Raw genomic sequence first — 13,551 nt, 5'->3', positions numbered from 1 at the left:
GTTCATTCAACTGCTTACTTTGATAAAAGGAAAATCATGAAATGGATTATGTATCTTGGCGCTGTCTTGCTGTTGAGCGGCTGTGCCTTCAAGGCCAAGCAGGTTGAGCAAGCCGGCCCAAGCCCTACCGCGACGGCGCAGGTGGGTATTGTGAATCATACCGGGAATTTCATTTACTCCGCGTCGGTGGATGGGGCTGGAGGTGCGGATATGGCCAGATGGGGGGCGGGGGGAGCAGAAATCTGTTGCGCCTCTATCCCGAGAGTGTGGTATCCGGGAATGATGGTTCGGGTGCGGTGGGATATGCCGGATGGACTAAAACATATTATTAAAGAAAAAATGGTGGAAGTGGAAAAATACGATGAGCCTGGCGATATCTATATGCATTTCTTCCCCAATGATAAGGTGAGGGTTGTCGTGTCAAATGCTGGAGGGGGGGCAAAAACTCATCCTATTCTTCACTCCGGAAAACCTGCCAATATTCCTTGATATTATGATCAGTGAAACTCCAAATTCCGCGCCGTTTCCCGTCGATTTTTTTTTAAATCCGTCGATGAAAGAACAATCCGAAATTGCCAAGGAGGCATGTGCTAATGAAGGTAGCGCGCCGTGCAGTATTCCAGTGAGGGTTGGGATTTTCTTTGATGGAACCAATAACAATCTGGAGCGCGATAAGAATGGGGTTAGAACGGGCGTACTCGATCAAAAAACAAAGAAACCCATACCTATTGATGATGTTGTAGTAGATCCCAATGACGCCAGTCATAGCAATGTGGCGCGTCTATTTTCTGCTTTTCCATCTGATAAGCGGGGTGCCGGGTATTACCGATATTACATTCCTGGCGTGGGAACGCCATTTAAGGAAATTGGTGAACTGACTGAGTCTGATGAGGGGAAGGCTTTTGCCAAAGGAGGGCAGCCACGCATTATATGGGGGTTGTTGCAGGTTTTAAATGCAGTTCATCGAACGGTATACGGAGATGAAACTCCATTATATAAATCAGATAAGGCTGGCGAACTTGCCCGTACTTATGATAATGACGTAGGCCACAAAAAGGTGCCGCATCCCTCAACTGGCAGGGAGCGTTTCATGACCCACTCTGACTGGTTCGCTGAGCATATTGAAAAACTCAAAGCGGCGATGGCGGCACAACCGAAGCCGCATATTCCATCGCTGACCTTGTCCGTGTTCGGTTTTTCGCGTGGCGCCGCCGAGGCGGTGGCGTTTTGCCAGTTGTTTGCCGATTTGCTCACACCGCCCAAAGATAAGGTGCAGAAGTTTGCCGGCATCCTTGCCAGCATCGATTTTCTTGGCGTCTTTGATACGGTGGCAACCGTGGGCAGTTCGGGGTCGGTGGCGAAAACCACGATCGCGCCTGGCGCGATGTTCGATGGCCATTGGGCCTGGGCCAATGAATTGCTCAAGCCATTGCCGTCCTGCGTCCAGGCAGGTCTGCATTGTATTGCCACGCATGAGCAGCGCATGAATTTTCCCGTCACGCGCCTGGAAGGGAAAATCGAGGAAGTATATTTTCCTGGCGTCCACTCCGATGTCGGGGGCGGTTATGGCCCGGGCGAGCAGGGAAAGGGGCGTGGCGGACAAGCGGCCTTGCTGTCGCAAATTCCGCTGGCGCATATGTTCAAGGAGGCTCGCCTCAAGGGCGTGCCTTTGAGGCCGTTCAGCAAACTGGAAGCTACGGTGCAAGTTGATTTCCAGGTCAGTCAAGAGCTTGCCAAGGCATGGGAAGCATATACCGCCGAGCTTAACAAGCAAGGCGGTTTGCTGAGCAAGCACATGGAGCTGTATTACCGCTGGCGCGCCGTGCGCGTCAAGACCTTGGAGGCCACGGCCAGCTTCAAGGCGGCCAGCGCGCAGGAGCGGGAGGATCTGGGTTCCTATAACCGCTTGCTGGCAGGCGATCTGGAAGCGCTGCGCGCGCGCAAAGCCTTCCTTCATGGCGATGAGGGGCAACCGTTCAGCGCCCGGGACATTGCGCGCATCAATCACTGGCAATACTATCGCGCCCAAAATCACATCTCCTTGGATGATTGGGAAGCATGGGCGCTCGACATATTCGATCACCCCAAACCGCTGCCGCCCGAAGTGATGCGTTTTTTTGACGACTATGTGCATGATTCCCTGGCCGGCTTTTATATGGCAGGCGAAGTGACGGAATACGACAAGCGGGCCAGGATCGCCTCGTTCGCCGATAAACCGCCTAAAGACGGCTTTTATAAACGCGTATATGAGCTCAGCCGAAAGACGGAAGCCGCGCAACTGAAACAGAAGAATGGCGAAGCATTGACGCCGGAAGAGGAAGCACTGGTCAAGGAAGCGCAGTATGGCACTCCCTATCCGATCCGTACGGATGCCGACAGCGCCGACATGCGTAGCAGGCTGATCACCACGCAAACCTATACGCGGCGCGAGGGTGGCGGCTATATCTTGCGCCGAGGCTATTACCCGCAAAGTGGTTTCTTCCGGAAAAGCGTGCACGAGAAGGAGCTGCAACGCATGCCGACGGCCGGCATCGAGGCGAAAGAAGCACCCGAAGAATTTGTGTGGAGCGAAAACTTAACACAGGATATTGCGCAAGCCAAAGCGGATGAAGAGATTTACCTGGCGCAGCAGCGCTATGCAACGCGTGCCGAGGCGCTCGCATAGAGCGTGATTTCAGCGCGGCTGGAGCCGGGTAGATTCATTTGGCGATTTTATAGATAGCGATGACATCATGACGACGTTGCTCAAGCACCATTGCTGGCGAGTTCTCTTGCTGGCCGCATGTTTACCCGGCGTCGCCATGGCCGCGAGCATTCAGGCGCTGAATTATTCTTCGCGCGAAGTCGATTACATCGCGGTTGAAAATCCTGGCAATACCAACAGCGGCGGCGGTGGCGATTCGATCCGTCCATACGGGCAGGGCGGATCGATATGCTGTTTCACCGTGCCGGAAAAGTGGCATGCGGATTTGAAGGTGGTGGTGGTCTATCAGTTGTCCCCGGACCCGACCTTTCATCGCGAGACGGTCAGTGTTCCACCGTATCCGGATGGGAAGGGAGGTGATATCTGGCTGATCGTCTATGAAGATGGCAGCGTGGGAGCCGTGGTGTCGCTTTACGGACCGAGCCGACCGGAGTGGCCGGGAAAAATCAAGGGGTATCCGGTGCCGACGAAGGAGTATCGGGATGAGCGTCGTAAAGATAAACTAAAGAGAGAGAGAAATACGCTCGATTTTTTGGAAAAAAGATTGCAGCGTGATTTTTATACTCTGTCAGATGAAAAGATAAAAGAAAAAAAAGAAATTATTGAATTTCAAAAAAAAATTGTCCAAAGTTTAGATGGGAATGTGCGATGACAGATTTTTTGGCCGAAAGCTATTCTGTAGATAAAAATGATCCATCTGACAAGGAACGTTTTTTTGATGGAATTAATGAAATGGATGAAATTATAGGATTTATGAAGAAGCGTGAGTGCCCACTTCCCGGCTTCCCTCCCCCATGTGATGTCAATCTGTTTTTCGGCTTCTTCTTCGATGGCACCAACAATAAATGAAACGGGATGTGCCGTTTCATTCGCACAGCAACGTGGCGCGCTTGTATCGTGCATTTTCCGGCGGTAAAGATACGCATGGCAGTGACGCCAGGCTATGCAAACTGGATACGCAACTGAACGTTAGTAAGGGCGTCAAGGCACGCGCTCTGAGTCTTGGCATTTATGCATAGGGATGAAACCATGAATACCTTACTCAAGAGACAACTATTGCGAGGTCTTTTGCTGGCCGCATGCTTACCCGGCGTCGCCATGGCCGCGAGCATTCAGGCGCTGAATTATTCTTCGCGAGAAGTCGATTACATCGCGGTTGAAAATCCTGGCAATACCAACAGCGGCGGCGGTGGCGATTCGATCCGTCCATACGGGCAGGGCGGATCGATATGCTGTTTCAGCGTGCCGGAAAAGTGGCATGCGGATTTGAAGGTGGTGGTGGTCTATCAGTTGTCCCCGGACCCAACCTTTCATCGCGAGACGGTCAGTGTTCCACAGTATCCGGATGGGAAGTCGGGCGATATCTGGCTGATCGTCTATGAAGATGGCAGCGTGGGAGCCGTGGTGTCGCTTTACGGACCGAGCCGACCGGAGTGGCCGGGGAAAATCAAGGGGTATCCGGTGCCGACGAAGGAGTATCGGGATGAACGCCGCAAGGAAAAAATAAAAAGAGAAAAGGCTGTTCTACATTCTATGGAGAATGCATTAGATGGCGATGTGAGTGACCTAACTCCTGTAGAGTTGATGAGATTGAAGGGGGCAATTGAATATAGTAAAAAGCTTATTAATATTCTTGAGGAAAATGATAAATGACTGCTTTTTTAGTTGATATTTGTCCAGCTATAAAAAATGATCCTCCTGATTTCATTGTTTTTTTTTTGCGCGAAAAATGAAAAACCAATTCTTGGTGATTTTGCAAAGGATCGTGAATGCCAATTTCCAGGTTTCCCTCCGCCATGTGATGTCAATCTGTTTTTCGGCTTTTTTTTTCGACGGCACCAATAATAATATGAAACGGGATATGGCATTTCATGCTCATAGCAATGTGGCGCGTTTGTATCGTGCATTTTCAGGTGATAAAGACACGCATGGCAGTGACGCCAAGCTATGCAAACTGGATACGCAACTGAACGTTAGTAAGGGCGTCAAGGCACGCGCTCTGAGTCTTGGCATTGATGCATAGGGATGAAACCATGAATACCTTACTCAAGAGCCAACTATGGCGAGGGCTTTTGCTGGCCATATGCTTACCCGGCGTCGCCATGGCCGCGAGTATTCAGGCGCTGAATTATTCTTCGCGCGAAGTCGATTACATCGCGGTTGAAAATCCTGGCAATACCAACAGCGGCGGCGGTGGCGATTCGATCCGTCCATACGGGCAGGGCGGATCGATATGCTGTTTCACCGTGCCGGAAAAGTGGCATGCGGATTTGAAGGTGGTGGTGGTCTATCAGTTGTCCCCGGACCCGACCTTTCATCGCGAGACGGTCAGTGTTCCACAGTATCCGGATGGGAAGGCGGGCGATATCTGGCTGATCGTCTATGAAGATGGCAGCGTGGGAGCCGTGGTGTCGCTTTACGGACCGAGCCGACCGGAGTGGCCGGGAAAAATCAAGGGGTATCCGGTGCCGACGAAGGAGTATCGGGATGAGCGTCGTAAGCAGAAATTGAAGAGAGAAAAAGCTAGCTTACTTACGGTGGAAAGAGGACTGTTGCTTAGAGGGAATTCTTTGCCAGATGAGAAGGTAAAGGAGATTCAGGAAATCATTGAGTTTCAGAAAAAAGTCATCCAAAGCTTGGAAGGAAATCCATGATTGCTTTTTTAGCCAAAAGCTATTCTGTAGATAAAAATGATCCATCTGATAAAGACCGTTTTTTTGACGGAATAGATGAAATGGATAGAATTATAAAATTCATGAAGGCGCGTGAGTGTCCACTTCCAGGTTTCCCTCCGCCATGTGATGTCAATCTGTTTTTCGGTTTCTTCTTCGACGGTACCAACAATAATATGGAGCGGGATGTGGCGTTTCACTCGCACAGCAACGTGGCGCGCTTGTATCGTGCATTTTCCGGCGGTAAAGATACGCATGGCAGTGACGCCAGGCTATGCAAACTGGATACGCAACTGACCGTTAGCAATGGCGCCAAGGCACGCGCTCTGAGTCTTGGCATTGATACATAGGGGGAAACCATGAGTGCGTTACTCAAGAGGCAACTATTGCGAGGCCTTTTGCTGGCCGCATGCTTACCCGGCGTCGTCATGGCCGCGAGCATCCAGGTGCTGAATTATTCTTCGCGAGAAGTCGATTACATCGCGGTTGAAAATCCTGGCAATACCAACAGCGGCGGCGGTGGCGATTCGATCCGTCCATACGGGCAGGGCGGATCGATATGCTGTTTCAGCGTGCCGGAAAAGTGGCATGCGGATTTGAAGGTGGTGGTGGTCTATCAGTTGTCCCCGGACCCAACCTTTCATCGCGAGACGGTCAGTGTTCCATCGTATCCGGATGGGAAGGGAGGTGATATCTGGCTGATCGTCTATGAAGATGGCAGCGTGGGAGCCGTGGTGTCGCATTACGGACCGAGCCGACCGGAGTGGCCGGGGAAAATCAAGGGGTATCCGGTGCCGACGAAGGAGTATCGGGATGAGCGTCGCAGACAAAAATTGAAGAGGGAAAAAGCGACCTTACTTACGTTGGAAAGGGTGTTGTTACGTGACATCAATATTTTGTCAGTTGAAGATATAAAGGAGACTCAAGAAATTATTGAATTCCAAAGAAAACTCATCCAAAGTCTGGAAGGAAAACCATGACTGCTTTTTTAGCTGAAAGCTATTCTGTTGATAAAACTGATCCATCTGACAAAGACCGTTTTTTTGACGGAACTGGTGAGATGAAAGAAATTGTGAAATTTTTCAAAGCTCGTGAATGCCCACTTCCAGGCTTCCCTCCGCCATGTGATGTCAATCTATTTTTCGGTTTCTTCTTCGACGGCACCAACAATAATATGGAGCGGGATGTGGCGTTTCACTCGCACAGCAACGTGGCGCGCTTGTATCGTGCATTTTCCGGCGGTAAAGATACGCATGGCAGTGACGCCAGGCTATGCAAACTGGATACGCAACTTACCGTTAGCAATGGCGCCAAGGCACGCGCTCTGAGTCTTGGCATTGATACATAGGGGGAAACCATGAGTGCGTTACTCAAGAGGCAACTATTGCGAGGCCTTTTGCTGGCCGCATGCTTACCCGGCGTCGTCATGGCCGCGAGCATCCAGGTGCTGAATTATTCTTCGCGCGAAGTCAACTACATCGCGGTTGAAAATCCGGGCAATACCAACAGCGGCGGCGGTGGCGATTCGATCGATCCATATGGGCAGGGGGGCACGATATGCTGTTTCAGCGTGCCGGAAAAGTGGCATGCGGAGTTGAATGTGGTGGTGGCCTATCAGTTTTACCCGGACCCGACCCTGCATCGCGAGACGGTCAGCATCCCGCCGTATCCGAATGGGAAGGCCGGTGATATCTGGCTGATCGTCTACGAAGATGGCAGCGTGGGAGCCGTTGTGTCGCATTACGGACCGAGCTTGCCGGAGTGGCCGGGGAAAATCAAGGGGTATCCGGTAGCGACGAAGGAGTATCGGACACAGCGTCGTAAAGCAAAAATAGAATTGGAAAAAAAATGGTTAGATACTATGGAAAAAGGATTGGCACGTAATAGTAATAAGATGACGGTCACTGAAATTGATGAATTAAAGGATGTAATTGAGTATAAGAAGAAACTCATTCAGAGCCTTGAGGGAATGCATCCATGACTGCATTTTTGGCCACTATTTATTCTGCTGAGAAAAATGAACCAGCAGATTCAGCTAAATTTTTTGATGATGAGATAGAACTGAAAATATTGGGTGATTTAGTCAAAAAAAGGGAATGTCCGGCCCCAGGATTTCCCCCTCATGCGATGCGAATCTGTTTTTTGGCTTCTTCTTCGACGGCACCAACAATAATATGAAGCGGGATGTACCGCTTCATTCGCACAGCAACGTGGCGCGCTTGTATCGTGCATTTCCCGGGGGCAAAGACACGCATGGCAGCGAGGCGTGGCCGGACTTGGAGACAAAATATCACAAGAGTTACTTTCGCACCTACGTTCCGGGAGTGGGCACGCGTTTCGACGAGGTTGGCGATACGGGAGAGGGATTTAGCGCTCTCACCAGCGACCGGGCGCGCGGCCTGGCCTTTGCCTACAAGGGAGAAAATCGCATCATCTGGGCATTGGTGGAAGCATTGAATAATGTGCACAGATATTATACCGATGCTCCCCTGGTGGATGACAAGACGTTTAAACAGGACTTCAATACGCTCAGTTTGCCCAGCAAAGTGCAGCCTTCACAGGCGCTGGTGAACGCTTTCACGCAGGCCTTGCAAAAGTTGCACAGCAATTTGCGGCCGTTTGTGCCAACCGATGCGCCGGCGAAAAGCGTCAATAAAGGCAAGGTGCTCAATATCTTCGTGTCGATGTTCGGTTTCTCGCGTGGCGCAGCCGAAGCGCGCTCGTTTGCCAACTGGTTCATCTGGTTATGCAAGCTCGATGCGCAACTGACCGTTAGCAAGGGCGTCAAGGCTCGCCAGTTAAGTATTGGCACTATCGAGGTGACCTTCGACTTCATGGGCCTGTTCGATACCGTCGCTTCGGTTGGCTTGGCGGCTTCAGTACCCCTCCCGAACAGGATGGTGGATGGACATGGTGGCTGGGCCGACGCCGAAGTGTCGCTCAGAATACCTACGTCACCGGGGCCAACCGAGTGCCTGCATCTGGTGTCGGCGCATGAAGTGCGCCGGTCTTTTCCCTTGGACTCCGTTGCTCACTTGGGCAATATTCCCCCTAATTGTATGGAAATTGTTTTTCCTGGTGTTCATTCGGACATCGGAGGCGGCTATCTGCAGCAAGAACAAGGGCGCGGTACAGATCCAAGTGGCGGCGATTTGATGTCGCGCATTACGTTGGCCACGATGTACCGGGCTGCCCGCCTGGCCGGGGTGCCGCTGAAGCTGGAAGAGGCCAGTGAAGCGACGAAGCGGGCCTTTCACATCAATCCGCGGACTATAACCACCTTCAATGCGTATATCGGCTTTTGCCATGCGCAGCAAGGCGCTGAACCCTCATTGCGGCTACATAGAATCATGGAATTCCAGCATATGCTGTACATACAGTGGCACAAGAAAATGCTAGGCAAGATGGGAAATTTACCGAATGTCAAGAATTTGGCAACAAGCTATAAAAGCGGGAAATTTGATTTTACTGATCTCACGATGGCGGACAAAGAGCTGGAAGAAGAGGTTGCGAGCTTTGAAAAATGGCGCGCCGGTCAGCGGACGACCAGCAGCAGAGGGCGGCCCCGTAATCCCGAATGGGAACCTATCGCTGAATTTTGGGATAAGCCGGTACCACCCGTCGAAGTAAGCAACTTTTTTGAGCAGTTCGTGCATGACTCGCGCGCGTGGTTCAAACCGCTGGGGAAAGACATTCCCGACTTGTGGTACGCGCTGGAATTGCTTGTGGCGCAGGAAGAGCGAGCCCGTGACTGGGAGAGCGGTCCGGAGGCAGACCCTGGGAAGCTCAATCCCTATAATTTGAGCACGAAGGAAAAAGAGCAATTGCTGCGATACAAAGCTGTCAAAGGCACCGAAAATGAAATGGATGCGATCGAACCGGACAAGGGCGGACGCGAGAGTAAACTCATGGGAGGTGGCTATTTGCGTTTCCGGTCAATTTACATGGGATCGGATACCTTCAAGCCGTCGGGCGCTCAGTATGCGGGCATGCTACCTGTTTTGCACAAGGAACAGCGCGGTATCGCGATGGCCCATCACAGATCTGCCGATGCGGTGGAGCGGGCGAAGACGGTGTAAGTCAAGCTAGGTCATTGAGCTACCCGTGCGCCCCGGCGGAGTTTGATAAATTCCCCCTCGGCGACGCCGCCTTCGCCGCCCTGGTGGATAGCGCCGAAGCCGACGCCATCCTTGCCAATCTGCATGATGTGCAGCCGGACCTGTTTCATTCCGGTACTCCGGCCCAGTGCCACGCGCGCGTGGCGCGTCATTTGTTTGTGGCAAACGCCAGCGGCATCGAGGCGGCTGGCCAGCGTCAGCATTTCAGCGCCCTGGCCTTGATGCTGGCCGATGATTTCACCTTGCATCCTGCGATGGCCAGCCTGTTGCGGCGCACGCGCCAGGGTGCGAATTACCTGTCCGAGCTCGACACGCTGCCCGACGATTTCTGGCAGGCGTGCTCGGCTGCCTAGCCTTCTTCATTCAACTGCTTACTTTGATAAAAGGAAAATCATGAAATGGATTATGTATCTTGGCGCTGCCTTGCTGTTGAGCGGCTGTGCCTTCAAGGTCAGGCAGGTTGAGCAAGCCGGCCCAAGTCCTACCGCGACGGCGCAGGTGGGTATTGTGAACCATACGGGGAAGTATATTTATTCCGCATCGGTGGATGGGGCGGGAGGAGCCAATATGGCCAGATGGGGAGCGGGGGGAGCCGAAGTTTGCTGCGCCTCTATCCCGAGAGTGTGGTATCCGGGAATGATGGTGCTGGTGCGGTGGGATATGCCGGATGGACTAAAACATATTATTAAAGAAAAAATGGTGGAAGTGGAAAAATACGATGAGCCTGGCGATATCTATATGCATTTCTTCCCCAATGATAAGGTGAGGGTTGTCGTGTCAAATGCTGGAGGGGGGGCAAAAACTCATCCTATTCTTCACTCCGGAAAACCTGCCAATCTTCCTTGATAGGATGATCGATAAAATTTCCATTTCTGGACCGCTTCCGAGCACTTTTTCTTGAAGCATCCACGTGTGGACAGTCCCCTATTTTCTATTGCCGTATATGGCAGTAAAGTAGAAAAACAACGTAGTATTTTTTGCAAGGTGAAAATCATGAAATGGATTATTTATCTTGCCACTGCCTTGCTGCTGAGCGGTTGTGCTCTCAAGGCCCGGCAGCTTGAGGAAGCTAGCCCAAGTCCTACCGCGACGGCGCAGGTGGGTATTGTCAATCATACGGGGAAGTATATTTATTCCGCATCGGTGGATGGGGCGGGAGGGGGGAATATGGCCAGATGGGGGGCGGGACTTGCCAATATTTGCTGCGCATCCATTCCTCGTGTGTGGCATCCGGGTATGAAAGTCCTGGTGCGGTGGAATATGCCTGAGGGGCATACCGACGTTGTCAAAGAAAAAATGGTGGAAGTGGAAAAATATGATAGACCAGGAGATATTTATATGCATTTTTTTGAGAATGACGAGGTGAGAGTGGTTGTGTCAAATGCTGGAGGGCCTAGCAAAATTCATCCTATTCTTCACTCCGAAAAACCTGCCAATCTTCCTTGATAAGATGATCGATAAAATTTCCATTTCTGGACCGCTTCCGAGCACTTTTTCTTGAAGCATCCACGCATGGGCATCCCCCTATTTTCTATTGCCGTATGTGGCGGTAAAGTGAAAAGCGACGTGGCATTTTTTGCAAGGTGAAAATCATGAAATGGATTATGTATCTTGGCGCTGCTTTGCTGCTGAGCGGCTGTGCGTTCAAGGCCAGGCAGGTCGAGGAAGCCGGCCCAGGTCCTACCGCGATAGCGCAGGTGGGTATTGTGAACCATACCGGGAATTTTATTTACTCCGCGTCGGTGGATGGAGCCGGAGGTGCCAATATGGCCAGATGGGGAGCGGGAGGACCTGAAGTTTGCTGTGCCTCCATTCCGAGAGCGTGGTATCCGGGAATGATGGTGCTGGTGCGGTGGGATATGCCGGATGGACTAAAACATATTATTAAAGAAAAAATGGTGGAAGTGGAAAAATACGATGAAACGGGAAGTATCTTTATCCATTTTTTTCCAAACGATGAAGTTCGGGTTGTGGTTTCAATTTATCCCGGTTATAGCACTGCTCATCCGATACGCCACTATGGGAAACCAAAGGATCCCAATTCTTAGTGACGGTTTAAAAACTTCGTAGCAACTTTTGTGTCAAAGCGTCTTTGACGTTTTGGAGTAGCTGTCATGTGGACACAAGAGAATCGTAGCAAGCATCAACAGGTACGGACACCGCTCAAACGTGGTTATCCTACGGATGTGAAAGATGAAGAGTGGCACCTGATCGCACCGCTGCTGCCGAAGCAAGCGAAGACGGGAAGACCGCGCAAAACGGATTTGCGCGCAGTGATCAATGCGCTGCGATACATGGTGCGGTCCGGATGCGAGTGGCGCATGCTGCCCAATGATTTTCCGCCCTATCAGACGGTTTATTACTGGTTCCGGCGACTGATGCGGCGCATGCTGTTTCGCACCATTCATGACTTGGCGCTGATGCTTGATCGCTTGTCCAATGAGCGGGAGGTGCTGCCGAGTGCCGGCATTGTCGATAGCCAGAGCGTGAAAGCGCCAAGGGCACGAACGAGAGGCTATGACGCCAACAAGAAAGTCAGTGGGCGCAAACGCCATATTGCGGTCGACACGGATGGTCGCTTGCTGGCGATGAACCTGACACCAGCCGATATCGCCGACTCCACTGGTGCTCAGATGGTACTCGACGGCTTGGTCAAACGCTGGCCGTGGGTGAAGCATCTGTTTGGGGATGCGGCATACGACCGCAGACAACTGATGGACAAGGCAGAGTTTCTCGACTTTACGGTGGAGGTCGTGCGGCGCCTGCAGCGGCAGCAAGGTTTCGCTGTTCAGCCAAGGCGCTGGGTGGTCGAGCGAACGTTTGCATGGCTGATGCGTTACCGACGCTTGGTGCGCGACTATGAACAGCGCATTGACGTGTCGGAAAACATGATTTACTTGGCCATGGGATCGCTGCTACTGCATCGACTAAATTTCCGCTAAGTTATTAAACCGTCTCTTAGACACGGATGGTGGGCTGATCTTTCGATGCAAAGGCTGCGCGTGTATCGGTTCCTGATGTGAGATCAAGGAAGAGATATCCTGGTCCGATGGAGACGTTTGGATACGGAGCGGCACCAGCGAGGCTGGCGCCGATCGGGGATCAGCCGATGAAGGAATCGAACTGCATGTCGAATTCCTGCAGCGCCTTCTGTGCATTTTGCATTTTCTTGCGGAACTCGGGGCCCCGCTGCAGGGCCAGGCCCACGGCCAGCACGTCGATCACGACCAGGTAGGCCAGGCGCGCGGAAATCGGCGTGTAGGGGTCGGTGTTGAAGACCAGGTCGATCGGGATCAGCACGGTTGCCAGGTCGGCCAGCGGCGTGCCCGATGGGGCCAGCACGACGACGTCGGCGCCGCCGCGGCGCGCCAGTTTCACGGAGCGGACCAGGGCGGGGCTGTTGCCGCGCTGCGAGATGGCCACCAGGCAGTCGCCGCCGCGCAGCAGGGCCGCGGCGATGCTGTGGATGTTCGGATCGCTGTAGGCCACCGTCGGCACGCCCGAGCGGAAGAACTTGTGCTGCGCGTCGGCCGCCACGATGCCCGATGTGCCCTGGCCATAGAATTCGATCTTGCTGGCGCGTGACAGGATGTCGAGCGCGCGCTGGATCGCTTCCGGGTTCAGGTTGTTGCGCAGGTCGAGCAGGGTGTTGATCGAGCGGCTGCAGATTTTATTCACCAGGTCGGCCGCCAGGTCGTCCTGCGCCGGCTGCTCGTTCGCGCCCGGCATGGCCAGGGCCAGGCCCTGCGCCAGCTTCAGCTTGAATTCATGCCAGCCGTCATAGCCCAGGGTGCGGCAAAAACGCACCACGGTCGGTTCCGACACCTGCGCGCTTTTCGCCAGCGCCGTGATGTTCTGGCTGACCGTCTGGTTAGGCTGGTCAAGCACGGCCAGCGCGACCTTCTTCTCCGACTTGGAGAGCGAATCGAGCTGGGTGCGGATGGAGTCAAGCAGCATTAAATTAGTCTTCTGATTTCGGGAAGCGGTGAAGCAGGGAATTCGCGGAGCACAGCTCCGCGCCTGCGTAACGGCCGTGCCTTGCAAGGCACGGCTCCTT

18 protein-coding genes are annotated in these 13,551 nt (G+C 52.7%); 17 read left to right on the top strand and 1 reads right to left on the bottom strand.

What is annotated here, in order from left to right:
- The first annotated feature begins 36 nt into the window (after positions 1-36).
- The 17 genes from P9875_RS23655 to P9875_RS23575 all read left to right on the top strand — a co-directional run bounded on the left by P9875_RS23655 (position 37) and on the right by P9875_RS23575 (position 12,436).
- Positions 37-489: a DUF3304 domain-containing protein gene (locus tag P9875_RS23655; RefSeq protein ID WP_278316768.1), complete on the top strand. Its 453-nt coding sequence runs from the start codon at positions 37-39 to the stop codon at positions 487-489.
- A gap of 4 nt (positions 490-493) precedes the next feature.
- The gene (locus tag P9875_RS23650; protein WP_176391102.1) at positions 494-2,665 is read left to right on the top strand and encodes a T6SS phospholipase effector Tle1-like catalytic domain-containing protein; all 2,172 of its coding nucleotides are present in this window, start codon (positions 494-496) and stop codon (positions 2,663-2,665) included.
- A 67-nt stretch (positions 2,666-2,732) separates the two neighbouring features.
- Positions 2,733-3,356, top strand: coding sequence for a DUF3304 domain-containing protein (locus tag P9875_RS23645; RefSeq protein ID WP_278316767.1), 624 nt, complete (start codon positions 2,733-2,735; stop codon positions 3,354-3,356).
- The gene (locus P9875_RS23640) at positions 3,353-3,553 is read left to right on the top strand and encodes a hypothetical protein (RefSeq protein WP_152598759.1); all 201 of its coding nucleotides are present in this window, start codon (positions 3,353-3,355) and stop codon (positions 3,551-3,553) included. The genes P9875_RS23645 and P9875_RS23640 overlap by 4 nt, the downstream gene beginning before the upstream one ends.
- 180 nt (positions 3,554-3,733) lie before the next feature.
- Complete coding sequence (locus P9875_RS23635; protein ID WP_278316766.1) at positions 3,734-4,357, top strand: DUF3304 domain-containing protein; 624 nt, start codon at positions 3,734-3,736, stop codon at positions 4,355-4,357.
- 76 nt (positions 4,358-4,433) lie between these two features.
- Positions 4,434-4,727 carry a hypothetical protein gene (locus tag P9875_RS23630; RefSeq protein WP_278316765.1) on the top strand — a complete coding sequence of 98 codons (294 nt, stop codon included), beginning with the start codon at positions 4,434-4,436 and terminating at the stop codon, positions 4,725-4,727.
- A gap of 10 nt (positions 4,728-4,737) precedes the next feature.
- On the top strand, positions 4,738-5,358 hold the full coding sequence (locus P9875_RS23625) for a DUF3304 domain-containing protein (protein WP_278316764.1): 621 nt from the start codon (positions 4,738-4,740) through the stop codon (positions 5,356-5,358).
- Positions 5,355-5,726, top strand: coding sequence for a hypothetical protein (locus P9875_RS23620; protein ID WP_278316763.1), 372 nt, complete (start codon positions 5,355-5,357; stop codon positions 5,724-5,726). Before P9875_RS23625 ends, P9875_RS23620 begins: the two co-directional genes overlap by 4 nt.
- 9 nt (positions 5,727-5,735) lie before the next feature.
- On the top strand, positions 5,736-6,356 hold the full coding sequence (locus tag P9875_RS23615) for a DUF3304 domain-containing protein (RefSeq protein ID WP_278316762.1): 621 nt from the start codon (positions 5,736-5,738) through the stop codon (positions 6,354-6,356).
- Positions 6,353-6,724 (top strand): hypothetical protein, encoded by a 372-nt coding sequence (locus P9875_RS23610; RefSeq protein WP_176391085.1) that lies wholly within the window; start codon positions 6,353-6,355, stop codon positions 6,722-6,724. Before P9875_RS23615 ends, P9875_RS23610 begins: the two co-directional genes overlap by 4 nt.
- A 9-nt stretch (positions 6,725-6,733) precedes the next feature.
- Positions 6,734-7,357: a DUF3304 domain-containing protein gene (locus P9875_RS23605; RefSeq protein WP_176391087.1), complete on the top strand. Its 624-nt coding sequence runs from the start codon at positions 6,734-6,736 to the stop codon at positions 7,355-7,357.
- A 115-nt stretch (positions 7,358-7,472) separates the two neighbouring features.
- Positions 7,473-9,455, top strand: a complete 1,983-nt coding sequence (locus P9875_RS23600; protein WP_278316761.1) for a T6SS phospholipase effector Tle1-like catalytic domain-containing protein — start codon at positions 7,473-7,475, stop codon at positions 9,453-9,455.
- Positions 9,456-9,469: 14 nt separating this feature from the next.
- On the top strand, positions 9,470-9,847 hold the full coding sequence (locus tag P9875_RS23595) for a hypothetical protein (RefSeq protein WP_278316760.1): 378 nt from the start codon (positions 9,470-9,472) through the stop codon (positions 9,845-9,847).
- Positions 9,848-9,887: 40 nt separating this feature from the next.
- Entirely contained in the window at positions 9,888-10,340 is a 453-nt protein-coding gene (locus P9875_RS23590) for a DUF3304 domain-containing protein (protein WP_278316759.1), read from the top strand.
- A 51-nt stretch (positions 10,341-10,391) separates the two neighbouring features.
- Positions 10,392-10,940 carry a DUF3304 domain-containing protein gene (locus P9875_RS23585; RefSeq protein WP_278316758.1) on the top strand — a complete coding sequence of 183 codons (549 nt, stop codon included), beginning with the start codon at positions 10,392-10,394 and terminating at the stop codon, positions 10,938-10,940.
- A 146-nt stretch (positions 10,941-11,086) separates the two neighbouring features.
- On the top strand, positions 11,087-11,542 hold the full coding sequence (locus P9875_RS23580) for a DUF3304 domain-containing protein (RefSeq protein ID WP_099404141.1): 456 nt from the start codon (positions 11,087-11,089) through the stop codon (positions 11,540-11,542).
- Positions 11,543-11,608: 66 nt separating this feature from the next.
- Positions 11,609-12,436: an IS5 family transposase gene (locus tag P9875_RS23575; protein ID WP_278316757.1), complete on the top strand. Its 828-nt coding sequence runs from the start codon at positions 11,609-11,611 to the stop codon at positions 12,434-12,436.
- Between the two features lie 160 nt (positions 12,437-12,596).
- Here P9875_RS23575 and P9875_RS23570 read toward each other — a convergent pair whose 3' ends face one another.
- Positions 12,597-13,451, bottom strand: a complete 855-nt coding sequence (locus P9875_RS23570; RefSeq protein ID WP_034750862.1) for an SIS domain-containing protein — start codon at positions 13,449-13,451, stop codon at positions 12,597-12,599.
- Between the last annotated feature and the right edge of the window lie 100 nt (positions 13,452-13,551).

The sequence above is a fragment of the Janthinobacterium rivuli genome (genome assembly GCF_029690045.1).
Classification (GTDB): Bacteria; Pseudomonadota; Gammaproteobacteria; order Burkholderiales; family Burkholderiaceae_D; genus Janthinobacterium; species Janthinobacterium rivuli.
The sequence above is the reverse complement of the archived record's forward strand: the minus strand, read 5'-3'. Positions and strand labels throughout refer to the sequence as shown.

Bases quoted from the DNA above. Each gene is read 5' to 3' on its own strand.
- P9875_RS23655 (WP_278316768.1), top strand. From the start codon at position 37: ATGAAATGGATTATGTATCTTGGCGCTGTCTTGCTGTTGAGCGGCTGT.
- P9875_RS23650 (WP_176391102.1), top strand. From the start codon at position 494: ATGATCAGTGAAACTCCAAATTCCGCGCCGTTTCCCGTCGATTTTTTT.
- P9875_RS23645 (WP_278316767.1), top strand. From the start codon at position 2,733: ATGACGACGTTGCTCAAGCACCATTGCTGGCGAGTTCTCTTGCTGGCC.
- P9875_RS23640 (WP_152598759.1), top strand. From the start codon at position 3,353: ATGACAGATTTTTTGGCCGAAAGCTATTCTGTAGATAAAAATGATCCA.
- P9875_RS23635 (WP_278316766.1), top strand. From the start codon at position 3,734: ATGAATACCTTACTCAAGAGACAACTATTGCGAGGTCTTTTGCTGGCC.
- P9875_RS23630 (WP_278316765.1), top strand. From the start codon at position 4,434: ATGAAAAACCAATTCTTGGTGATTTTGCAAAGGATCGTGAATGCCAAT.
- P9875_RS23625 (WP_278316764.1), top strand. From the start codon at position 4,738: ATGAATACCTTACTCAAGAGCCAACTATGGCGAGGGCTTTTGCTGGCC.
- P9875_RS23620 (WP_278316763.1), top strand. From the start codon at position 5,355: ATGATTGCTTTTTTAGCCAAAAGCTATTCTGTAGATAAAAATGATCCA.
- P9875_RS23615 (WP_278316762.1), top strand. From the start codon at position 5,736: ATGAGTGCGTTACTCAAGAGGCAACTATTGCGAGGCCTTTTGCTGGCC.
- P9875_RS23610 (WP_176391085.1), top strand. From the start codon at position 6,353: ATGACTGCTTTTTTAGCTGAAAGCTATTCTGTTGATAAAACTGATCCA.
- P9875_RS23605 (WP_176391087.1), top strand. From the start codon at position 6,734: ATGAGTGCGTTACTCAAGAGGCAACTATTGCGAGGCCTTTTGCTGGCC.
- P9875_RS23600 (WP_278316761.1), top strand. From the start codon at position 7,473: ATGTCCGGCCCCAGGATTTCCCCCTCATGCGATGCGAATCTGTTTTTT.
- P9875_RS23590 (WP_278316759.1), top strand. From the start codon at position 9,888: ATGAAATGGATTATGTATCTTGGCGCTGCCTTGCTGTTGAGCGGCTGT.
- P9875_RS23580 (WP_099404141.1), top strand. From the start codon at position 11,087: ATGAAATGGATTATGTATCTTGGCGCTGCTTTGCTGCTGAGCGGCTGT.
- P9875_RS23575 (WP_278316757.1), top strand. From the start codon at position 11,609: ATGTGGACACAAGAGAATCGTAGCAAGCATCAACAGGTACGGACACCG.
- P9875_RS23570 (WP_034750862.1), bottom strand. From the start codon at position 13,451: ATGCTGCTTGACTCCATCCGCACCCAGCTCGATTCGCTCTCCAAGTCG.